This is a genomic window from Rhizobium sp. KDH_Rht_773_N (assembly GCF_052946295.1).
On sequence record NZ_CM129525.1, the window covers coordinates 3,277,518 to 3,297,623 of the forward strand.

The 20,106-nt window shown below is 61.9% G+C and carries 19 protein-coding genes and 1 pseudogene; 18 read left to right on the top strand and 2 right to left on the bottom strand.

Translation table 11 applies throughout. The annotated features are described in order from the left end of the window. The first annotated feature begins 192 nt into the window (after nucleotides 1-192). The 6 genes from dnaG to ACU8HS_RS16205 all read left to right on the top strand — a co-directional run bounded on the left by dnaG (nucleotide 193) and on the right by ACU8HS_RS16205 (nucleotide 7,620). The gene (gene dnaG, locus ACU8HS_RS16180; protein WP_112756736.1) at nucleotides 193-2,178 is read left to right on the top strand and encodes a DNA primase; all 1,986 of its coding nucleotides are present in this window, start codon (nucleotides 193-195) and stop codon (nucleotides 2,176-2,178) included. Beyond that, nucleotides 2,178-4,043 carry a DNA helicase RecQ gene (gene recQ / locus ACU8HS_RS16185; RefSeq protein ID WP_447014698.1) on the top strand — a complete coding sequence of 622 codons (1,866 nt, stop codon included), beginning with the start codon at nucleotides 2,178-2,180 and terminating at the stop codon, nucleotides 4,041-4,043. The genes dnaG and recQ overlap by 1 nt, the downstream gene beginning before the upstream one ends. A 76-nt stretch (nucleotides 4,044-4,119) precedes the next feature. Beyond that, entirely contained in the window at nucleotides 4,120-4,581 is a 462-nt protein-coding gene (locus ACU8HS_RS16190) for a cupin domain-containing protein (RefSeq protein WP_447014699.1), read from the top strand. Nucleotides 4,582-4,926: 345 nt separating this feature from the next. Next, the gene (locus ACU8HS_RS16195) at nucleotides 4,927-6,114 is read left to right on the top strand and encodes a glycine C-acetyltransferase (protein WP_112756690.1); all 1,188 of its coding nucleotides are present in this window, start codon (nucleotides 4,927-4,929) and stop codon (nucleotides 6,112-6,114) included. A 110-nt stretch (nucleotides 6,115-6,224) separates the two neighbouring features. Further along, on the top strand, nucleotides 6,225-7,262 hold the full coding sequence (tdh, locus tag ACU8HS_RS16200; protein WP_112564565.1) for an L-threonine 3-dehydrogenase: 1,038 nt from the start codon (nucleotides 6,225-6,227) through the stop codon (nucleotides 7,260-7,262). Nucleotides 7,263-7,272: 10 nt separating this feature from the next. Next, nucleotides 7,273-7,620 (top strand): GFA family protein, encoded by a 348-nt coding sequence (locus ACU8HS_RS16205; RefSeq protein WP_112564567.1) that lies wholly within the window; start codon nucleotides 7,273-7,275, stop codon nucleotides 7,618-7,620. On the opposite strand, the pseudogene ACU8HS_RS16210 reads toward ACU8HS_RS16205, so the two are convergent. Beyond that, a pseudogene (locus ACU8HS_RS16210) lies at nucleotides 7,617-7,775 on the bottom strand (L,D-transpeptidase family protein); the annotation flags it as partial. The gene ACU8HS_RS16205 and the pseudogene ACU8HS_RS16210 sit on opposite strands and share 4 nt — an antisense overlap. 498 nt (nucleotides 7,776-8,273) lie before the next feature. On the opposite strand from ACU8HS_RS16210, the gene rpoD reads away from it, so the two are divergent. The 8 genes from rpoD to ACU8HS_RS16250 all read left to right on the top strand — a co-directional run bounded on the left by rpoD (nucleotide 8,274) and on the right by ACU8HS_RS16250 (nucleotide 15,770). After that, nucleotides 8,274-10,328, top strand: coding sequence for an RNA polymerase sigma factor RpoD (gene rpoD / locus ACU8HS_RS16215; RefSeq protein ID WP_112564571.1), 2,055 nt, complete (start codon nucleotides 8,274-8,276; stop codon nucleotides 10,326-10,328). Between the two features lie 238 nt (nucleotides 10,329-10,566). Continuing rightward, nucleotides 10,567-10,860 carry a GYD domain-containing protein gene (locus ACU8HS_RS16220; protein WP_112564573.1) on the top strand — a complete coding sequence of 98 codons (294 nt, stop codon included), beginning with the start codon at nucleotides 10,567-10,569 and terminating at the stop codon, nucleotides 10,858-10,860. A 106-nt stretch (nucleotides 10,861-10,966) separates the two neighbouring features. Continuing rightward, nucleotides 10,967-11,716 (top strand): DUF930 domain-containing protein, encoded by a 750-nt coding sequence (locus tag ACU8HS_RS16225; RefSeq protein ID WP_447015914.1) that lies wholly within the window; start codon nucleotides 10,967-10,969, stop codon nucleotides 11,714-11,716. A gap of 48 nt (nucleotides 11,717-11,764) precedes the next feature. Beyond that, complete coding sequence (locus ACU8HS_RS16230; RefSeq protein ID WP_112756694.1) at nucleotides 11,765-12,844, top strand: DUF930 domain-containing protein; 1,080 nt, start codon at nucleotides 11,765-11,767, stop codon at nucleotides 12,842-12,844. 100 nt (nucleotides 12,845-12,944) lie between these two features. Next, the gene (locus tag ACU8HS_RS16235; protein WP_183740999.1) at nucleotides 12,945-13,106 is read left to right on the top strand and encodes a hypothetical protein; all 162 of its coding nucleotides are present in this window, start codon (nucleotides 12,945-12,947) and stop codon (nucleotides 13,104-13,106) included. Nucleotides 13,107-13,158: 52 nt separating this feature from the next. Further along, entirely contained in the window at nucleotides 13,159-13,956 is a 798-nt protein-coding gene (locus ACU8HS_RS16240) for an APH(3') family aminoglycoside O-phosphotransferase (protein WP_447014700.1), read from the top strand. A 53-nt stretch (nucleotides 13,957-14,009) separates the two neighbouring features. Beyond that, nucleotides 14,010-14,810 (top strand): AraC family ligand binding domain-containing protein, encoded by an 801-nt coding sequence (locus tag ACU8HS_RS16245; protein WP_447014701.1) that lies wholly within the window; start codon nucleotides 14,010-14,012, stop codon nucleotides 14,808-14,810. 72 nt (nucleotides 14,811-14,882) lie between these two features. Continuing rightward, the gene (locus tag ACU8HS_RS16250) at nucleotides 14,883-15,770 is read left to right on the top strand and encodes a DMT family transporter (protein ID WP_447014702.1); all 888 of its coding nucleotides are present in this window, start codon (nucleotides 14,883-14,885) and stop codon (nucleotides 15,768-15,770) included. Between the two features lie 20 nt (nucleotides 15,771-15,790). On the opposite strand, the gene ACU8HS_RS16255 is transcribed toward ACU8HS_RS16250, so the two are convergent. After that, on the bottom strand, nucleotides 15,791-16,654 hold the full coding sequence (locus ACU8HS_RS16255) for a helix-turn-helix domain-containing protein (RefSeq protein ID WP_377310482.1): 864 nt from the start codon (nucleotides 16,652-16,654) through the stop codon (nucleotides 15,791-15,793). Between the two features lie 135 nt (nucleotides 16,655-16,789). Here ACU8HS_RS16255 and ACU8HS_RS16260 point away from each other — a divergent pair, with 135 nt between their 5' ends. The 4 genes from ACU8HS_RS16260 (at nucleotide 16,790) to ACU8HS_RS16275 (ending at nucleotide 20,042) form a co-directional block, all read left to right on the top strand. Further along, the gene (locus ACU8HS_RS16260) at nucleotides 16,790-17,725 is read left to right on the top strand and encodes a phytanoyl-CoA dioxygenase family protein (RefSeq protein ID WP_112703888.1); all 936 of its coding nucleotides are present in this window, start codon (nucleotides 16,790-16,792) and stop codon (nucleotides 17,723-17,725) included. Nucleotides 17,726-17,855: 130 nt separating this feature from the next. Further along, nucleotides 17,856-18,779 (top strand): ketopantoate reductase family protein, encoded by a 924-nt coding sequence (locus ACU8HS_RS16265; RefSeq protein ID WP_447014703.1) that lies wholly within the window; start codon nucleotides 17,856-17,858, stop codon nucleotides 18,777-18,779. Nucleotides 18,780-18,845: 66 nt separating this feature from the next. Continuing rightward, nucleotides 18,846-19,244 carry a DUF427 domain-containing protein gene (locus ACU8HS_RS16270; RefSeq protein ID WP_112703886.1) on the top strand — a complete coding sequence of 133 codons (399 nt, stop codon included), beginning with the start codon at nucleotides 18,846-18,848 and terminating at the stop codon, nucleotides 19,242-19,244. Between the two features lie 141 nt (nucleotides 19,245-19,385). Beyond that, complete coding sequence (locus tag ACU8HS_RS16275; RefSeq protein WP_112564592.1) at nucleotides 19,386-20,042, top strand: hypothetical protein; 657 nt, start codon at nucleotides 19,386-19,388, stop codon at nucleotides 20,040-20,042. Nucleotides 20,043-20,106: the final 64 nt, after the last annotated feature.

The following is a 20,106-nucleotide window of genomic DNA, read 5'->3' on the forward strand; positions in this document are numbered from 1 at the left end:
TTCAGACCACCTGGAAATTGGAAAATGTCAAAAATGTCGCACCCCCTGCCAGGGTCCGATAACGTGTTGTTGAGTGGCTTTGGCTGGCGTTTTTGACAGTGTCTCCGCCCCTGTGAAAAGCGGGATTTGCCGCAGAGTTTCGTGGCGCGGCGCGACAAAGCTGCTTATATGGAGGCTCTGCAAGAGGTAGAGATGCGCTTTTCCCCCACCTTCCTGGACGATATCCGCGACCGCGTTCCCATTTCGAACGTGATTGCGCGGCGCGTGAGCTGGGACAAGCGCAAGACCAACGTGTCGCGCGGCGACTACTGGGCCTGCTGCCCGTTCCATGGCGAAAAGTCGCCGAGCTTCCACTGCGAGGATCGCAAGGGCCGCTACCATTGCTTCGGCTGCGGCGTGACCGGCGATCATTTCCGCTTCCTGACCGAACTCGAAGGCCTGAGCTTTCCCGAGGCGGTGCAGACGATCGCCGATATGGCCGGCGTGCCGATACCGGTTGCCGATCCGCAGATGGAGAAGCGCGAGAAGGAGCGCACCTCGCTTCTCGACGTCATGGAAATGGCGACGCAATTCTTTCAGGACCAGTTGCAGGCGGCCAATGGCGCAAAGGCGCGGGCCTATCTGCGCGACCGCGGGCTGACGGGGCGCACCATCGAGACGTTCCGGCTCGGATTTGCGCCTGACAGCCGCAATGCGCTGAAGGAATTTCTGGCCGGCAAGGGTGTCAGCAAAGAGCAGATCGAGGCCTGCGGCCTTGTGGTGCACGAGAATGTGCCGGTGTCCTACGACCGGTTCCGTGACCGCATCATGTTCCCGATCCTGTCGTCGCGCGAGAAGGTCATCGCCTTCGGCGGCCGGGCCATGTCGCCGGATGCGCCGGCGAAATATCTCAATTCCAACGAGACCGAGCTCTTCCACAAGGGCAACGTGCTCTACAATTTCGCCCGCGCGCGCCGATCGCTGCAGGGGGCGAACGGCGAGGGCACGATCATTGCCGTCGAAGGCTATATGGATGTCATCGCGCTGCATCAGGCGGGTGTCGAAAACGCCGTGGCGCCGCTCGGCACGGCGCTGACGGAAAACCAGCTGGACCTGCTCTGGAAGATGACGCCGCAGCCGGTGCTCTGCTTCGACGGCGACGGCGCCGGCATTCGCGCCGCCAACCGCGCCGCCGACCTGGCCCTGCCGCATCTGAAGCCGGGACGCAGCGTGCGTTTCGCGCTGCTGCCGGATGGCAAGGATCCCGACGATCTCGTCAAGCACGAGGGCAGGGCGCCGTTCGACAAGGTGATGGCGCAGGCCAAGCCCCTCTCGGAAATGCTCTGGGATCGCGAAGCGCGCAGCGGAAAATTCGATACGCCGGAAGCGCGCGCAGAACTCGAAGCGCGGCTGCGCCAGCTCGTCGCCGTCATTGCCGACGAGAACGTGCGGCGCCATTACCAGCAGGACATGCGCGACCGGCTGAACAGCTTCTTCCAGCCGCAGTTCCAGAACCGCGGCGGCAGCGAAAGGCGCAGTTTCGGCGGCAATGGCGGCGGCAGTTTCCGCGGCCAGAAGGGCGCCGGTCCCGGCGGGGGGCGAACCTCCGTTGCCGCGTCGGACCGTCTGACCCGCTCGGGGCTCGTGCGCGGCCATCAGGACAATGCGGCGCTGAGAGAATGCGTGCTGGCGCTCACCGTCATCAATCACCCTGCCTTGATGCTCGACGATTACGACGAGATCGCCGCGATCGATTTCGACAATCGCGACCTGCAGAAGCTCTGGTCGGCGATGCTGGGGGCGGCGGCCGTCGTTGCCGGGCCGCATCTGACGCGCGACTATCTGATGGAATGTCTCGATGTCGCCGGTTTCGGGCCGCTCCTGAAGAACCTCGATCAGCAGGTGCGCAATGCGCGGCTGTGGACGGCCACCGAGGAGGCGGCGATGGAGGATGCGCGCGAGGGCTATCGCCAGGCACTCGCCTTCCACAAGCGCGCCAAGGACCTGCGCTGGCAGAAAATCGAGCTGGAGCGCGATATCGCACAGGCGACGGAGGCCGGCGACGATGCCGAGATCGACCGGCTGATGCGCGCCTCGCAGGAAGTGCATTACGAAGCGCTCAGGCTTGAAAACCAGGAAGCCATCATCGATGGTTTCGGTGTGCTCTCCGGCCGCGTCAAGGGCGCTGCGAGCCACTGATGTCGCAGGCCGATCGGAACGCAGCATCCTTCTCCGCCTCCGATGCGCTGTTTGCCGGCGCGGCCGAGCCGCTCGACGTGGTGAAGCGCGTCTACGGCTATTCCGCCTTTCGCGGTCGGCAGCAGGAAGTGGTGGAACATGTGGTTGCCGGCGGCGATGCCGTGGTGCTCTTCCCGACCGGCGCCGGCAAGTCGCTCTGCTTCCAGATCCCGGCCCTTTGCCGCCCGGGTCTCGGTATCGTCGTCTCGCCGCTGATTGCGCTGATGCGCGATCAGGTGGAGGCGATGAAGCAGCTCGGCATTCGTGCGGCAGCGCTGAATTCCTCCATTTCGCGCGAGGAATATGTCGCGATCCGCCGCGGCATTTCCTCCGGCGAGCTCGACCTGCTTTACGTGACGCCCGAGCGGATTCTGATGGACGGTTTCCGCGAGATCATCGGCAATACGAAGATCGCGCTGTTTGCGATCGACGAAGCCCATTGCGTTTCGCAATGGGGCCATGATTTCCGGCCGGAATATCGCGAACTCGGCAAGCTTGCCGAGCAATATCCCGGCGTGCCGCGCATCGCGCTGACGGCAACGGCCGATCCGCATACACGCGAGGACATTATCGAGCGGCTGATGCTCGACAATGCCGCGGTCTTCACGACGAGCTTCGACCGGCCGAACATTTCCTATGAGATCGTCGAACGCGACCAGCCGCGCCAGCAGCTCCTGCGTTTCCTTTCCGGCCATAAAGGCAATAGCGGCATCGTCTATTGCCTGTCGCGCGCCAAGGTGGAGGAGACGGCCGACTGGTTGAACACGCAGGGCATCCGGGCGCTGCCCTACCATGCCGGCATGGACCGGGCGCTGCGCGACGCCAATCAGGACGCTTTCCTGAAGGAGGAAGAGCTCTGCCTTGTGGCGACCGTCGCCTTCGGCATGGGCATCGACAAGCCGAACGTGCGCTACGTCGCCCATCTCGATCTGCCGGGTTCGGTCGAGGCCTATTACCAGGAAACGGGCCGCGCAGGACGCGACGGCCTGCCTTCGGAAGTGTGGATGGCCTATGGCATGGCGGACGTGATCCAGCGCCGGCGGATGATCGACGAGGGCAATGCGGCCGACGAGATCAAGCGCATCGAGCGCAGCAAGCTCAACGCGCTGCTGGCGATCTGCGAGACGGCATCCTGCCGGCGGCAGGCGATCCTGGCGCATTTCGGCGAGGCGCATGGCGGCAAATGCGGCGGCTGCGATACCTGCCTGAAGCCGGTCGAGACCTGGGACGGGACGGAAGCGGCGATCAAGGCGCTGGCCGCGATCTATCGCACCGGCGAACGTTTCGGCGCCGGTCATGTGATCGACGTGCTTGTCGGCAATGTGAATGAAAAGACCGAGCGCTTCGGCCATGTCGACATGCCTGTTTTCGGCGCCGGCAAGGATATTCCCGTCCGTACCTGGCAGTCGGTCTATCGCCAGCTGATGGCAATGGGGCTGATCCGTGTCGATCACGAGGCTTTCGGAGCCCTGAAGCTGGAGCCGGAGGCGCGTGCGGTTTTCAAGCGCGAACGCGAAGTGTTCTTTCGCAAGGACCGTCCGCCGTCCGAACGCAGGGCGAAAAAAACCGAGCGTGCGGAGCGCAGAACCGGTCTTTCCGGTGCTGACGGCGCGCTTTTCGAGGCGCTCCGGGCCGAGCGCATGTCGATCGCCAAATCGCTCGGCGTGCCGCCCTATGTCGTCTTCCCCGATACGACGCTGATCGCGTTTGCCACCGAGCGGCCACGCAGCCGCAAGGAATTGCTCGGCATTTCCGGCGTCGGCCAGTCGAAGCTCGAACGCTACGGGGACGCCTTCCTCGATATTATCCTCTCCCATGACGATTAGCGCGGTTGCATATATCTTCCGCTGCAATCGTTCGAGATCTCTGCTAAAATTCGCGCCAGAGTTTGGGGGAAGTTCGATGGCGCATTTCGACAGAGCGGTGGCGTCACTACCCGGACGCGAGCGGATTGCCAGGCATCCGCATGGCGGGCAGATTTTCATTCATGCGACGGCAGAGGAAACCGCAGGCGCCTACGGCATCTGGGAGACCTTTTCCGCGCCCGGCACCGGCCCGTCGCGGCATATGCATACGCGCGAGACGGAGGTCTTTCGCGTCATCGAGGGGAGCTACCGGTTCTGGTGCGGCAGCGAGATGATCGAGGCTCCGGTTGGCGCCGTCGTGGTCCTGCCGCCGAACGTGCCGCATCACTGGCGCAACGTCAGCGACCGCATGGGGCGGATGATGAGTTTCGTGACGCCTGGCGGTTTCGAGCATTTCTTCATGGAGCTCGAGCGGGCCGGAGCGACAACGCCTGAGGTGATCCTGCCCATCCAGGAGCGTTTCGGCCTTGTGGAGATCGGCGACGGTCCCGACCCTTGAGATCGGCCCTGTCGCATCCGCTGGCTATTTTGCGCGCGCAAGCTGTTCGTGCAGCGGCGGGCCGTGGCGTGCGTGCGCGCGTTGGCGACGGCTCCGGTCTTTGTCGCTGCCTCGGTTAAACGCTGCAGCCTGCCCGCAGGCGCATCGACTTCCTGCTCACGAATATAAAGGCCGCAACGATACTCCTTTTGAACATGCGGATGTCCTTTCGAATATTCATATCAATTCCATGGCGGCCAAGCCCGGAGTCCGAAAAATTTTTCGTACCGGATCGGCGACATCTGCACTTGCTTTGTGCTAATTGCAGCGCCCAACGGAGGACGTTTTTGGGAAAAGGGGTCTATAATGACAAAAGCATTTCTCTCCCACCTGCAATCGGAACTCGCCTCGCTCAAGGATGCCGGCCTTTACAAGTCCGAGCGCGTCATCACGTCCAAGCAGGCCGGCGAGATCGCCGTCGCCTCGGGCGAGCGTGTGCTGAATTTCTGCGCCAACAACTATCTCGGCCTTGCCGACAATGAGGAACTGGCGGAAGCCGGCAAGAAGGCGCTCGACCGTTATGGCTACGGCATGGCCTCGGTGCGCTTCATCTGCGGCACGCAGGAGGAGCATAAAGAGCTCGAGGCGCGCATCTCCTCCTTCCTCGGCATGGATGACACGATCCTCTACTCCTCCTGTTTCGACGCGAATGGCGGCCTGTTCGAGACGCTGCTTGGCGAAGAGGATGCGATCATTTCCGACGCGCTGAACCACGCCTCGATCATCGACGGCGTGCGCCTCTCCAAGGCTAAGCGCTTCCGCTATGCCAATAACGACATGGCGGCGCTGGAAGAAGAGCTGAAGAAGGCCGAGGGCAGCCGCTTCAAGATGATCGCGACCGACGGCGTCTTCTCCATGGACGGCATCATCGCCAATCTGCAGGGTGTCTGCGATCTCGCGGAAAAATACGATGCGATGGTCATGGTGGACGACAGCCACGCGGTTGGCTTCGTCGGCAAGCATGGCCGCGGGTCGCCGGAACATTGCGGTGTCGAAGGCCGGGTCGATATCACCACCGGCACGCTCGGCAAGGCGCTCGGCGGCGCATCCGGCGGCTACACGTCGGCCAAGGCCGAAATCGTCGAATGGCTGCGGCAGCGTTCGCGCCCCTATCTTTTCTCCAACACTTTGGCGCCGGTCATTGCGGCCGCCTCGCTGAAGGTGTTCGACCTTATTGAAAACGGCGATGCGCTGCGCGAACGGCTGTCTGCCAATGCGGCACTCTTCCGCTCCGAAATGACCAAGCTCGGCTTCACGCTTGCCGGCGAGGGGCATCCGATCATTCCGGTGATGCTGGGCGATGCCAAGCTGGCGCAGGATATGGCAGCACTGATGCTGAAGAAGGGCGTCTATGTGATCGGCTTCTCCTTCCCCGTCGTGCCGAAGGGGCAGGCGCGTATCCGCACGCAGATGTCGGCGGCGCATTCGAAGGCGGATGTGGAGCGCGCAATATCCGCCTTTGCCGAAGCCGGCCGCGAACTTGGTGTGATCTAAAAAGCAAGTGACGGTGTGCCATGTGGCCCCCTCATCCGCCCTTTCGGGCACCTTCTCCCCGCGGGGGAGAAGGGGAGGGTTGGCCTCGGTGAAAGCCAAAGGGAAAAACGATGTCGAACATGATGAAAGCGCTGGTCAAGGCGAAGCCCGAAGTCGGCCTCTGGATGGAACATGTGCCGGTGCCGGACGTCGGCCCGAACGACGTGCTGATCCGGGTGAAGAAGTCGGCGATCTGCGGCACGGACGTGCATATCTGGAACTGGGACCAGTGGGCGCAGAAAACCATTCCGGTGCCGATGGTCGTCGGCCATGAATTCTGCGGCGAGATTGCCGAGATCGGTTCTGCTGTGACCAAATACAAGGTCGGCGAACGCGTTTCCGGCGAAGGCCATATCGTCTGCGGCAAGTGCCGCAACTGCCGCGCGGGCAGGGGCCATCTCTGCCGCAATACGCTCGGCGTCGGCGTCAATCGGCCGGGTTCCTTCGGCGAGTTCGTCTGCATTCCGGAAGCCAATGTCGTGCCGATCCCGGACGATATTCCCGACGAGATCGCGGCGATCTTCGATCCGTTCGGCAATGCCGTTCACACCGCGCTTTCCTTCGACCTCGTCGGCGAGGACGTGCTGGTGACGGGTGCGGGGCCGATCGGCATCATGGGCGCGCTCGTCGCCAAGCGCTCCGGCGCGCGCAAGGTCGTCATCACCGACATCAACCCGAACCGGCTCGATCTCGCCCGCAAGCTCGGCATCGATCATGTCGTGGACGCCTCCAAGGAAAACCTTGCCGATGTGATGAAATCGATCGGCATGACCGAAGGCTTCGATGTCGGGCTTGAAATGTCGGGGGCGGCGCCTGCTTTCCGCGACATGATCGACAAGATGAACAATGGCGGCAAGATCGCCATTCTCGGCATTGCGCCTGCCGGTTTCGAGATCGACTGGAACAAGGTCATCTTCAAGATGCTGAACCTCAAGGGCATCTATGGCCGCGAGATGTTCGAGACCTGGTACAAGATGATTGCCTTCGTGCAGGGCGGCCTCGACCTCTCGCCGGTGATTACTCATCGCATCAAGATCGACGAGTTCCGCGATGGTTTCGAGGCAATGCGGTCGGGCAATTCCGGCAAGGTCGTGATGGATTGGATGTGAGGAGACAGGAATGAAATACGAGGGAAGCTGCCATTGCGGCAATATCGCCTTCACGGTGGAAGGCGCGTTCACCGAAGCGCTCGATTGCAACTGTTCGCTTTGCCGCCGGCGCGGCGGTCTGCTCGGCTTCGTGCCGCGCGAGAAGTTGCAGCTGACCGTGCCGGAAGAAAACCTGTCGACCTATACGTTCAACACGCATGCCATCAAACATCACTTCTGCGCCAAGTGTGGTATTGCACCCTTCGGCGAGGCGAAGGCGCCCAATGGCATGGAGATGGCTTCCGTCAATCTGCGCTGCATTCCGGCGCTCGATCTATCGGCGCTCAAGGTAAACGCCTATGACGGGCAATCTCGTTAGGGCATGATCTCAATGGGCGTGTGATTTGGAACACGCGCCCAAAGACCGCGCATCTCCTCGTCGGTGACGGCAATACAGCCGTCCGTCCAGTCCCACAGCCGGTGTTTGTTCCGCAGGAAGCCCCACCCATTGGGAAGGCCGTGGATCATGATGTCATGATCCTTGTCACCGGCATTCTCCATAATGGTGTGCGTTTTATTTTTGCAACCCATGTTGGCGATTTGCTAAGAATCTATGGCATGTGACGGTAACGATATCAGGTTATTCCGATGATCATCCGAAAGGCCTTGTCTTTTGCCGGTGACATACTAGATAAGCAACGCAATCGCTGGCGCGGTTCAAAGCCTGTGGATAAGGCTTTTTCCGGGTTTTCGGTGGCTTTTTTTCTGGAAAAGCTTGACGAGAACAAATTTTGTGGGAATCACCGTTCGACTTGAGCGGTGAACTGGGTCAAGGCGGATCGCACAACCATGGCCGGAAATCCAATGGCAATTGAATTTTGCTGTCCGATGCCGACGATCGTGGTTAATCAGGCTTTAAATGTCATCCCGTTAGGTGGGTATAGGTGATTCGAGGCCGGCGCGCACGCCCGGGCCACGAGGCGGCCATTCACCGCAGCGAGTATGAATAGCGTCAGGAAGGCGACGATATAAATGGCAACGAAGGTCAAAGAGAACGAAGACCAGGAAGTCGAACGCGACGGCGCAAGCGACGGCCCTCTTCTCGATCTCTCCGATGACGCGGTCAAGAAGATGATCAAGGCCGCCAAGAAGCGCGGCTATGTGACGATGGACGAGCTCAACGCCGTCCTGCCTTCCGAAGAAGTGACGTCCGAACAGATCGAAGACACGATGGCGATGCTCTCCGACATGGGCATCAACGTGATCGAGGACGAAGAGGCCGAGGAAGCCGGCGCTTCCGGCGGTGACGACGACGACAGCTCGGGCGACGAGGACGGCGAGGGCGGCGAACTTGCGCCTTCCGGCGGCACCGCGCTTGCGACCGCCAAGAAGAAAGAACCGACCGACCGTACCGACGATCCGGTGCGCATGTATCTGCGCGAAATGGGCTCCGTCGAGCTTCTGTCGCGCGAAGGCGAAATCGCCATCGCAAAGCGCATCGAGGCCGGCCGCGAAACGATGATCGCAGGCCTCTGCGAGAGCCCGCTGACGTTCCAGGCGCTGATTATCTGGCGCGACGAACTCAACGAAGGCACGACGCTGCTGCGCGAGATCATCGATCTCGAAACCACCTATTCCGGCCCGGAAGCCAAGGCTGCCCCGCAGTTCCAGAGCCCCGAGAAGATCGAGGCCGACCGCAAGGCTGCCGAGGAAAAGGAAAAGACCCGCCGCGCCCGCTCCGGTGACGACGACATTACCGATGTCGGCGGCGAAGGCATGCCTCCGGAAGAGGAAGAAGAGGACGAGGACGAATCCAACCTCTCTCTCGCCGCGATGGAAGCCGAGCTTCGCCCGCAGGTCATGGAAACGCTCGACATCATCGCCGAGACCTACAAGAAGCTGCGCAAGCTGCAGGACCAGCAGGTCGAGCAGCGCCTTGCCGCCACCGGCACGCTGTCTTCCGCCCAGGAGCGCCGCTACAAGGAACTCAAGGACGAACTGATCAAGGCCGTCAAGTCGCTGTCGCTCAACCAGAACCGCATCGATGCGCTGGTCGAGCAGCTCTATGACATCAACAAGCGCCTCGTGCAGAACGAGGGCCGCCTGCTGCGTCTGGCCGAATCCTACGGCGTCAAGCGCGATAGTTTCCTGGAACAGTACCAGGGCGCGGAACTCGATCCGAACTGGATGAAGTCGATCGGCAATCTGGCCGCCCGCGGCTGGAAGGAATTCGCCAAGAGCGAAAACACGACGATCCGCGACATCCGCCAGGAGATCCAGAACCTCGCGACGGAAACCGGCATTTCGATCTCGGAATTCCGCCGCATCGTGCATATGGTGCAGAAGGGCGAGCGCGAAGCGCGCATCGCCAAGAAGGAAATGGTCGAAGCGAACCTTCGCCTCGTCATCTCCATCGCCAAGAAGTACACGAACCGCGGCCTGCAGTTCCTCGACCTCATCCAGGAAGGCAATATCGGCCTGATGAAGGCGGTCGACAAGTTCGAATACCGCCGCGGTTACAAGTTCTCGACCTATGCGACCTGGTGGATTCGCCAGGCGATCACCCGCTCGATCGCCGACCAGGCCCGCACGATCCGTATTCCGGTGCATATGATCGAAACGATCAACAAGATCGTTCGTACTTCGCGCCAGATGCTGCATGAAATCGGCCGCGAGCCGACGCCGGAAGAACTGGCCGAAAAGCTCGCCATGCCGCTCGAAAAGGTCCGCAAGGTCCTGAAGATCGCCAAGGAGCCGATCTCGCTCGAAACCCCTGTGGGTGACGAAGAAGATTCGCATCTCGGCGATTTCATCGAAGACAAGAACGCGCTGTTGCCGATCGACGCCGCCATCCAGGCGAACCTGCGCGAGACGACGACCCGCGTTCTGGCATCGCTGACGCCGCGCGAAGAGCGCGTGCTGCGCATGCGCTTCGGCATCGGCATGAACACCGACCATACGCTCGAAGAAGTCGGCCAGCAGTTCTCGGTCACGCGCGAACGTATCCGCCAGATCGAGGCGAAGGCGCTGCGCAAGCTCAAGCATCCGAGCCGATCCAGGAAGCTGCGCTCGTTCCTCGACAGCTAAGGCTTCGACGGATAGGAAAATCGGAACCCGGCCAGCCCCGCGCTGGCCGGGTTTTTCTTTGGTCGGAACGGTTGCAGATGAGCCTTTCGGGCTATTGCTAAGCCGGATTGATGGCGCCGATCTTGTTGTCGCGCTGTGGTGACACGCCTATAATCCGGGCGCGGGGGAAGGGAGCGGTCGCGGCATGCGAACGGTTCACATGCCTGCCCGGAACATGGCCTCCGCCGGGAGGTGTAACATGACCACTTACATTCTCATGGTAAACTGGACGGATCAGGGAATCCGCAGCGTGAAGGATTCCGCCAAGCGGCTCGATGCGGGAAAGGCGTTGCTCGGCAGCATGGGCGGCTCCTTCGAGCGCTTCTATCTCACCATGGGCGAATATGACATGGTGGCTGTCTGCGAGGCGCCCGACGACCGGGTCATGGCGCGGTTTACGCTGTCGCTCGGCATGGGCGGCAACGTGCGCACGAAAACCTTGAAGGCATTTCCGGAAGTGAATTATCGCGACATCATCGCGTCGCTCGCATAGATCAGGATGGCCGATAACTGGTGACGAGCCAGAGAGAGCGTTGCGGCTGCCTCGCAGCGCTGTCAGTGTCGCTGTGCCTTGAACCCAGAGCATGGACTTGCCTTCGATGGAACATTCCGGCCTGTTGCAGAGAGGAAAGATCGATCCGGCGTGGCCGGCGTCGCTCGCGCTGCATCTTGCCGTCATCGCGATCCTGCTCGCCTTTCTGCCCGACGTGGTGCCGATCAGAGCTCCGCCGGAGGACAGTATCGATGTCGAGGTGGTGACACCGCCCGTCGCCGTCGCTCCAGCTGCGCCGCCTGCGGCCCAGCCACCGCCGAACCCCGCAGAGGGGAAAAATTCGGTCGCGGCACAGGCTGCTCCCACCGCTCCCGCAACGGCACCCGAGACGGTTTCGCGAGAGGTTCCGCCCGCCTTGCCGGCGCTGCCGAAACCTCCGGCCTCAGCTGTCCAGCAGCTGGTACAGGCAACGGAACTCTTCTCCGGCAAGACGCTTGCCAGTCCGCGCAGCCGCAGGGCGCGTCAGCTTATCGCCACGCTGTCGGCCAGCGAGCGCAATCTGCAACTCTGCAATCTCGAGGCGCTGGAGCAGGTCAGCCGCTCCCGGCCGGGCTCCGCGCCCGATCTCGTTGCGCCCTATGCCATGAAGCCGGAGACGGTGAGGGGCAACAGCATCGAGGTGGGCGGCGGGGCTTTCCGCAGCAAAAAGAACTGGTTCAATATCCGCTTCCATTGCGAGGTGGATCCCGCAGGGAAGACTGTCACCGCCTTTGCCTTTGCGATTGGCGATGCCATTCCGAAGGACCTGTGGCAGGAACACAATCTGGTGGCCGAGGACGGCGAAGCCGACCAGTGAGCTTGCTGCTACCGGTCGCGAAGGCCATCATCACAAGGTTTTTTCCATTTGTGGCTTGATGCTGCCAGTTTTAAAGGCCACATCGCTGCTGTGACAGAAGAAGAAGTCGAACCGGATACCGATCACGAGACGCAACACCAGGAGCCTCGCGCTCGCTGGGGCGTTGTCGCGTCCGTGCTGGTGCATGTGCCCATCGTCGCGCTTCTCATATTCGGCCTGCCGGAGATCCAGCCGAAACCCGCCGAAGACGAGAGCGTGAAGGTGGAACTCGTGCCGCCGCCGGAGGAGAAGAAGCCGGAGGAGAAGCAGAAAGAGGAAGAGAAGCCCAAGGAACAGGCAAAGGCTGAGCCGCCGCCGCCTCCGCCTCCGCCACCACCTGCAAGGCGTCCGCCGTCTCAGCCAAAGATGTCGCCTACCGTGTTTGAATTTGCGGAAAAGGATACTGTACCGAACCAGCGCGAGTCTGGGCCACCGCAGCAGGCACGGGCGCCGAAGCAGTCTGTCAGCGATGTAAGGCAGGCGGAGAAACCTTCCACTGAGCCGTCAAAGCCGGATCAAACTAGAGTAGCCGAGCAGAGCTCTTCAACGAATCCAGTGCCGGAGGATATCAGTCTGCCGCAGGTCGAAACCGCGGAAGCCAATCCCGAAAAGGATGGCCCCGCGTCTACGGGAAGCACCGAGGCCAAGACAGATTTCGAGACGGCGAAACCGTTGGAAGAAGCCAAGGTATCGTCGCAAACCGATGTGAAAGCCGAGGAAGCAGATCAACTCGCCAAAGCGCGGACATTGTTTTCGGAAGAGATTACGTCCGATCCAGCCATCAAGACGGCGATGAGGAACCTTTCGCGCGGTGACCGTATCGATCAGCTTTGTCAGACTGAGCTAAGACAACAACTGATTCACTCGTCGGCGCAGTACAACCCACGTTGGCTGCCTTCTTTCCGGCTTTCGGCGGGGAATGTGCTTGACGCGAAAGGCGGGGCCTTCAAAAATGGAAATGAATGGTACAACGTAAGGTTTCGCTGCGAGGTCGACAGTGATGCCACGAAGGTCGTATCCTTTGCCTATGATGTCGGCGATGTGGTTCCGAGAAGCCAATGGAAAAGCCGGCGCTTCCCGGCAGATTAGCCCTGGTGGAGTGTCTCGCTTCACAACAAGCCACGCGCAAGGAACCGTCTCTATCGTTCTCGCATGACCGTTATGGTACGGTAGCGAAGGGACACATGACATGTCGAACGAGATCGAGCATTTTTTCGAGCGCCAGGAAGAAGCCGTCAGCCTGATGTTTCTGGAAAACAAGGCAGACGAGCTGACCGACATTCTGGTCGCCGCTCTGGAAGAGGCTTTCGAAATTCTTCTGGAAAGCGCGCCGGCCGAAACCTTCCACTAAGGCGCCCGCGCGCGAGCCCCAATAGGGAGCTCTTTTCCTCAACAGGATCATCATGGTCATACCGCTTCAGGAGGATGGCAGACTTCCGGTTTCGGTGCGCAGCCACCTTGGCGGCTATGAATGGCGGCGCGATGCTCTCGGCCGTTCTTCGGCCTGTGTCTTTCGCCTGGAAGCTCAGGGCCGTCCCGGGCTTTATCTGAAGGTCGAGGAGGCGGGGCCGTTCTGCGAGCTCGCCGACGAGGCCGACAGGCTTGTCTGGCTTGCCGGCAAGGGCCTCGCTTGCCCCGAGGTTATCGCCCTCGAGAGCGACGGCGAACGCAGTTTTCTCCTGATGACGGCGCTGCCGGGGGCCGATCTCGTCACCGCCGCGACGCTGTTGCCGGAAGAGCGCGTCGAAATTCTCGCCGCGGCGCTCAGCACTCTCCACAGCCTCGATATCGACGCCTGTCCATTCGACCATCGGTTGGACAAACGCCTCGCGGCCGCCGAAGCGCGCATGCGGGCCGGCCTCGTCGACGAGACGGACTTCGACGAAAAGCGGCTGGGCAAAAGCGCCTTCTTCCTCTTCGGCGAATTGCAGCGGCTGCGGCCGGAAAGCGAAAATCTCGTCGTTGCCCATGGCGATGCCTGCCTGCCGAATTTCATGGCTGCGGGCGGCCGGTTTGGCGGTTATGTCGATTGCTGCCGCCTGGGTGTCGCCGACCGTTACCAGGACATCGCGCTCGCCTGCCATAGCGTCGTCTATAATTTCGGCGAGGAATTGGTGCGCCCGTTTCTCAATGCTTACGGCCTGTCGATCATCGATCCCGAGAGGATCGAATATTATCAGCTTCTCGACGAGTTCTTCTGATCCCTTGCCCGGCTTGCCGCTGGCTGGCAATGTCGGCGGCAAAGGAGATTGTCATGGCAGCCGGTCAGTTCAGGATGCTGCGCTCGTCCGTGGCGGGCGTCGAAGCGGTGGTGGCGACATCGGGCCATCGTTTCGCACGCCATACGCATGAGCAGTTCGGCATCGGCCTGATCTTCTCCGGCGCGCAGAAATCGCTGAGCGGGCGCGGCATGGTGGAAGCGGAAGCCGGCGATCTCATCACCGTCAATCCGAACGAGGTCCATGACGGCGCGCCGATCGGCGAGGCGCGGTCCTGGAGCATTCTCTATTTCGATCCCGCCGTCATGGACGGCCTTGCGCGCGACGTGGCGCAAGACAGCGCCGGCCGTTCGGAAATTCCGCGCCCCGTCATTCATGACGGACGGCTCGCCGACCGGTTCCGCGCGCTGTTCTTCGCCGTGACCGGCGAAGGGGAGCGGCTGCGCTGCGAGGAGCTGCTGCTGTCGGTCATTGCCGATACGATGCGGGAGGCGGCAATGCAGGAGGAGCCGGCGCCGGCGCCGCGCTCCGTCGTTCACGCCCGCAGCCTGATCGATGACGATCCGGCTGCGGAAATCTCGCTTGCCGACCTGGCGCGCGAAAGCGGGCTCAGCCGGTTTCAGGTGCTGCGCGCCTTTGCCAGGGCGACGGGTTTTACGCCGCATGCCTATCTCGTTCAGGCCCGCGTCCATCTTGCCCGCCGGCTGATTGCCGGCGGTGCGGGTCTGGCGCAGGCGGCTGCCGAAAGCGGCTTTGCCGACCAGAGCCATATGACGCGGGCCTTCGTCTGCCGCTATGGGCTGACGCCCGGCGCCTATGCGCGCGGCCATTCCTGACCCCCTGCAATTTCGTTCAAGACCCGCGGCCTTTCGGCCTGTTTGTTTCCGCCGTCTCGAAAGGAGCGGCAGATGAGCAGGCAATTTCAAGGTTACATCTATCTCACATTGGCCATGACGACGGTCGGCAGTACCGTTGTCGCCAGCAAGGTCATCGCGTCCGGGCTGCCGCCCTTTACGGCAACGGCGCTGCGTTTTGCGGCGGCCTTCCCCTTTTTCCTGTTTCTGATGCACTGGACGAGGTCGCGGCTGCCGCGGCTTTCCGGGCGGGACTGGCTGATCCTCGTCACGCAGGCGGGGGCGGGGAGCGTCGGTTACACGACGCTCCTGATTTCCGGCCTGTCGCTGACGTCGGCGGCCAATGCCGGCGTCATCATCGGTACCCTGCCGGTCGTCTCGGCGGCGATCTCCATCCTCGTCCTCGGCGAGAGGCCGCAACGCTTCCTGCTTCTGGCGATCGGCCTTGCGGCGGCGGGCGTCTTTTCCATCGTCTTCTCGCCGGGTGCCGGCAGCGGGTCTCTTGCCGGTGACATGCTGATTTTCGGCGCGGTTGTCTGCGAGGGGCTGTTCATCCTGCTGAACAAGCGGCTCGGCACGGCGATCCCGCCATTGACGCAATCGGCGCTGATGACGGCGATCGGTTTCGTGGTTGCCGGTGTGCCGGCCCTGTTCGAGCATCATGATATCGGCGGCGCTTCGCAAGCCGCTTTGCTTGCGGTCGTCTATTACGCGCTGGTGCCGACCGTCGGCGGGTTCATACTCTGGTATGCGGGCGCGGAGCGCGTCAGCGGCGCGGAGGCTTCGCTCTTTACGGCTGTCGCGCCGGCAAGCGCCGTCATCTTCGCCTTCCTGGCTCTCGGCGAGGCGATCGGTTCCAACCAGATTTTCGGGATCGCCTGCGTCCTGTCTGCCGTCATCGGTCTTGGGCTCGCAAGCCTTCGCAGGACGGCCAGGAACTGACGCATGCGCCGCGATGTGCTTCAGCCGCGGCGGAAGACGTTGCGATATTCCCGCGGCGTCATGCCGGTCTGCGCCCTGAATTGCCTGTTGAAATTGGCAAGCGAGCCATAGCCGACGGCATCGGCAATATGGCCGATGGGCTGGCCTGTGGCGGAAAGGCGGGCGCAGGCATCGCCGATGCGCATGCGGATCAGATAGTCGGAGACGGTGGTGCCGGTGTGGCGGCGAAAGAGCCGGTGCAGGCCGGAGACGCTGAGTGCGGCGATATCGGCCAGCTCTTCCAGAGGGATGGCGCGGGCATATTGAAGATGCAGGTGGGTGAGCACCCGGTCGATGCGTTCGCGGCTTTCCTGCAGTTCAGGGCTCTGGCCGGGCGCGCTGGCAAGCGCGGATGCCTGACGGTCGCCGGCAATGCGTCCCAGAATGTTCAAAAGGGACAGCAGCCGCTCGGCGGGCGGTTTTGAAAAGATCGCCTCGATTTCGCTGCGCACGGCATCTGCGGTTTCCTTTGAAAACTGCAGCCCCCGGTCGGCGCGTGACAGCATGGCTTCGATCGGTGCGAGTTCGATTGCCCCTGCGGTGACCTTGCGCATCCAGTCCGGATGAAACCAGAGAACCAGGGCGATATGCGGCGTTGCCTCCTCGTATTTTGCGCGGGATACCCAGGTATGTGGCAGGTTGGGGCCGACGAGCACGAGGTCTCCATCCCCATATTCCCCGGTATGGTCCCCGATGAAGCGCTGGCCGATGGAATTCAGCGTCATGGTCAGCTCGAATTCCGGATGGTGATGCCATTGAAAGGGAATCGCGTCGTCCAGCCGTCGGTTCAGCATGCTCCAGGAGGAATCGGCGTGTCGCGGCAGGATTTCGAGATAAGGCCTCATCGGGCGCCTTTCTGGTCATTGACGCCAGAATAGTATCATAATCCGCCAAGCCGGCACAACATCGGCCGAGCTGCGACGTTACACTCCCCCCATCACCTGAAACGACAGGGATGGAACAAATGATGGGAGGATCTCATGCAACTGGCAGTCAAACGCGACGCTCATCCGACGGCCTCGTCGGTTACGACGCAGCTCAAGGACATCAAGAAGAAGCTGCCGCTGCGGGTGCTCTCGCAGGCGGACTGGCAGCACTGGACGACGAGAGGTTATGTGATCGTTCGTCAGGCCGTTCCTGCAGCCAATGTCGAGCGGCTTGTGGACGTGCTCTGGCGTTTTGACGAGAAGGATCCGAACGATCCTTCGACCTGGTATGCGCCGCAACGGCGCGAGCACAAGATGAAAGAGCTCAACAATACCGGCATGCTGGAGATCTACAATCACCAGGCGCTCTGGGATAACCGGATGGAGAAGCGCGTCTATGACGTGTTCGTCGATATCTGGGACCGCGAGGACCTGTGGGTGACGATCGACCGCGCCAATCTCAACCCGCCGAAGAAGGTCAAGGGCAATCCGAACGGCTTCATCCACTGGGACGTCGATACGTCCATCCGGCCGCTGCCGATCGGCGTGCAGGGTGTCTTGAGCCTCAAGAAGCAGGACGGCGATGTCGGCGGCTTCCAGTGCGTGCCCTATCTCTTCGAGCATTTCGAGGAATGGGTGAAGACGCAGCCCGAGGATCGCGATCCGATGCATCCCGATATGACCGGCCTTTCGGTCGTCAACATCGACATGGAGCCGGGCGACCTGATGATCTTCAACTCCCTGCTCGCTCACGGCGTTCGGCCGAACCATTCGGATAACCGCGTGCGCATGGCGCAATATATCTCCATGCATCCGGCCGAATACGACAATGCCGAGGAGCGCGAGGAGCGCATCCGGCTGTGGCGGGAGCTCGACCATCCGAAGCGCGATGCCTTCCCGGGCGATCCGCGCGAATGGGAAAAGCACAATGCCAAGACCGCCGAGCTGACGCCGCTCGGCCGCAAGCTGCTCGGCCTCGACCGCTGGTAAAAGGCAGGCGATCACAAGTCGCGGAGGCGGACGCCTCCGCGGCTCTTTCGTCTTGACGCGGCAGCGGCAATGGCGATCCTCCGGTTCGATCGTTCAACGAGTGGCGTTGAACGGAGGGATCGGATTTCAGATGCGTGTTCTCGTTGTGGGCGCCGGCGGCATCGGCGGTTATTTCGGCGGAAGGCTGGCGGCTGCCGGCAGGGACGTGACCTTCCTGGTGCGGCCGAAGCGGGCGGAGAGCCTGCTGCTCAACGGCCTCGTCATCCGCAGCCCGCTCGGCGACGCGCATGTGACGCAGCCAAAGCTGGTGACGGCAGACAGGCTCGGCGGAAGCTTCGATCTCATCCTGCTCGGCTGCAAGGCCTATGATATCGACGATGCGATGGCCTCCTTCGCGCCGGCGGTCGGGCCGCAGACCGCGATCCTGCCGACGCTGAACGGCATGGCGCATCTCGATACGCTCGAACGCCGGTTCGGCGCTGCGGCCGTTCTTGGCGGAACCTGCTTCATATCCGCGACCATTGCGCCCGACGGCGCCATCCTCCACATGAACGATACGCACAGGCTGAGCTTCGGTGAGAGAAGCGGCGGCCTGTCGCCGCGCATCGAAGCGATCGCCGCGACTATGGCCGATGCCGGCTTCCAGGCGGAGGCGAGCGCCGACATCCTGCAGGCGATGTGGGACAAATGGGTCTTCATCGCTTCCAGCGCCGGCATGACCTGCCTCATGCGTTCGGCGATCGGCGACTATGTCGCGGCCGGTGCCTCGGACGCTGCGTTGCAGCTGGTCGACGAATGCGCCTCGGTGGCCGCCGGCCAGGGTTTTGCGCTCGGCGCGGCCGCGCTCGAGCGCATCCGCGGCATGATGACGATGGCCGGGTCTGGCATCACCACGTCCATGCTGCGCGATATCGAAGCGGGCGGGCGCATCGAGGCGGGCCAGATCATCGGCGACATGATCGTCCGGTCCGGCACGCGGCCGCCGATCCTCTCGCTCGTCCACGCGCATCTGAGGGCCTATGAGATTCGCAGGGCGAGGGAGGGCGGCCGCTGACCCCTTGGGATGGCCGCTTGCGCACCCTATCTCTGCGGTAGAGATAGCAATCCGGAGATGACCCCCATGTCAGGCAAGCCGATCAAGATTCCCGGGCCGGACCATCCGATCACCGTCGAACACAATCCCTCCCGTATCGTCGTCAAGCTCGGCGGCCGCGTGATTGCCGATACGCGTGATGCGTTGACGCTGCGCGAGGCTTCCTATCCGCCGGTGCAGTATATTCCACGCAAGGATGTGGATATGTCGCTCCTTCAGCGCAGCGACCATACGAGCCATTGTCCCTACAAGGGCGAGGCATCCTATTACAGCATTCCTGGCGGCGGTGAACGCTCGAGGAATGCGATCTGGACCTACGAGACGCCCAATCCGGCTGTCGCCAATATCCGGGACCATATGGCTTTTTATCCGGACCGCGTGGATTCCATCGAGGAGTTCTCGTCGCCGGAAGCAGGGCAATTCTAAGGGACAGGTTGCCTGCCGCCTTCCTGTTTGCGGGCGGCCGGGCGAAGCGCCTGCGAATGTTTAAGCGTATTGGGTTAATATGAAACTTCCTCAGGTTGCAGTATTCTTGCACGCGGCAGGGATTATGCAGCCGGGGGGCTCATGAAACTGGATCAGGTTGAGCTTCGCTCGGAAGCATTGGATATACGCATCGCCGAGAGCCTCGGCGACGGTTCTTTCAATCTTGAGTTTGATGTCGCACCCGGCGACGGCTATGTTCTAATTCTCCTTGAAATACTGGCGGGAAGGGGAGATTTCCTCGTTCGGGGTTTCGACGAGGAGGATAGCGCTGCAGCTTCCCTCAAGGGCCGGCAGCGGGTCTATGTGGTGCGACCCGTAAAAGCCAGGCGCGTGATCGCGGTCGGCATGTTTGCGGCCGTCGACAGCAAGGTCCGGGCGACGATCGCCTGTTTCAGGAAGAAGGTCGCCGATACTTCGGAGGAATTATCCTGCCCGCAGTGCCGGGCGCTTTCCAAATTGCTCGTCGGCTCGGCTCTTGCCTGGATGGGTATCCCGTCTCCCGACATGCTGGATGCGGCCGAGATTTCCGCCGCTCCTTCCGTCGAACAGATGCGGAAACTGCTGATCGGTACGGCGACGACCGGCACGTCGCAGCAGGAATTGCTCGATCGTGTCGATCCCGGCCTGCGTACGGCAATCCTCGATGTGATGGGGGAGACCATGTGGCTGCTCGACATGCGCGACCAATTGCATGCCGCCGCCTGCGAGATGGTCGGCTGCCGTCAGACCGTCCATTGATGCGGCAATTGCGCGCCACAGCTTATTCCGGTTGACATCGGTCATTTTCAAGCAGAACACCGTT

Excerpts from the sequence above, each read along its gene's own strand:
- ACU8HS_RS16255 (WP_377310482.1), bottom strand. The coding sequence starts at position 16,654 with ATGAGGCCTTATCTCGAAATCCTGCCGCGACACGCCGATTCCTCCTGG.
- ACU8HS_RS16270 (WP_112703886.1), top strand. The coding sequence starts at position 18,846 with ATGTCAGGCAAGCCGATCAAGATTCCCGGGCCGGACCATCCGATCACC.
- dnaG (WP_112756736.1), top strand. The coding sequence starts at position 193 with ATGCGCTTTTCCCCCACCTTCCTGGACGATATCCGCGACCGCGTTCCC.
- ACU8HS_RS16250 (WP_447014702.1), top strand. The coding sequence starts at position 14,883 with ATGAGCAGGCAATTTCAAGGTTACATCTATCTCACATTGGCCATGACG.
- ACU8HS_RS16205 (WP_112564567.1), top strand. The coding sequence starts at position 7,273 with ATGAAATACGAGGGAAGCTGCCATTGCGGCAATATCGCCTTCACGGTG.
- ACU8HS_RS16260 (WP_112703888.1), top strand. The coding sequence starts at position 16,790 with ATGCAACTGGCAGTCAAACGCGACGCTCATCCGACGGCCTCGTCGGTT.
- ACU8HS_RS16190 (WP_447014699.1), top strand. The coding sequence starts at position 4,120 with ATGGCGCATTTCGACAGAGCGGTGGCGTCACTACCCGGACGCGAGCGG.
- ACU8HS_RS16225 (WP_447015914.1), top strand. The coding sequence starts at position 10,967 with ATGGAACATTCCGGCCTGTTGCAGAGAGGAAAGATCGATCCGGCGTGG.
- ACU8HS_RS16195 (WP_112756690.1), top strand. The coding sequence starts at position 4,927 with ATGACAAAAGCATTTCTCTCCCACCTGCAATCGGAACTCGCCTCGCTC.
- ACU8HS_RS16240 (WP_447014700.1), top strand. The coding sequence starts at position 13,159 with ATGGTCATACCGCTTCAGGAGGATGGCAGACTTCCGGTTTCGGTGCGC.
- tdh (WP_112564565.1), top strand. The coding sequence starts at position 6,225 with ATGTCGAACATGATGAAAGCGCTGGTCAAGGCGAAGCCCGAAGTCGGC.
- rpoD (WP_112564571.1), top strand. The coding sequence starts at position 8,274 with ATGGCAACGAAGGTCAAAGAGAACGAAGACCAGGAAGTCGAACGCGAC.
- ACU8HS_RS16275 (WP_112564592.1), top strand. The coding sequence starts at position 19,386 with ATGAAACTGGATCAGGTTGAGCTTCGCTCGGAAGCATTGGATATACGC.
- recQ (WP_447014698.1), top strand. The coding sequence starts at position 2,178 with ATGTCGCAGGCCGATCGGAACGCAGCATCCTTCTCCGCCTCCGATGCG.
- ACU8HS_RS16235 (WP_183740999.1), top strand. The coding sequence starts at position 12,945 with ATGTCGAACGAGATCGAGCATTTTTTCGAGCGCCAGGAAGAAGCCGTC.
- ACU8HS_RS16220 (WP_112564573.1), top strand. The coding sequence starts at position 10,567 with ATGACCACTTACATTCTCATGGTAAACTGGACGGATCAGGGAATCCGC.
- ACU8HS_RS16265 (WP_447014703.1), top strand. The coding sequence starts at position 17,856 with ATGCGTGTTCTCGTTGTGGGCGCCGGCGGCATCGGCGGTTATTTCGGC.
- ACU8HS_RS16245 (WP_447014701.1), top strand. The coding sequence starts at position 14,010 with ATGGCAGCCGGTCAGTTCAGGATGCTGCGCTCGTCCGTGGCGGGCGTC.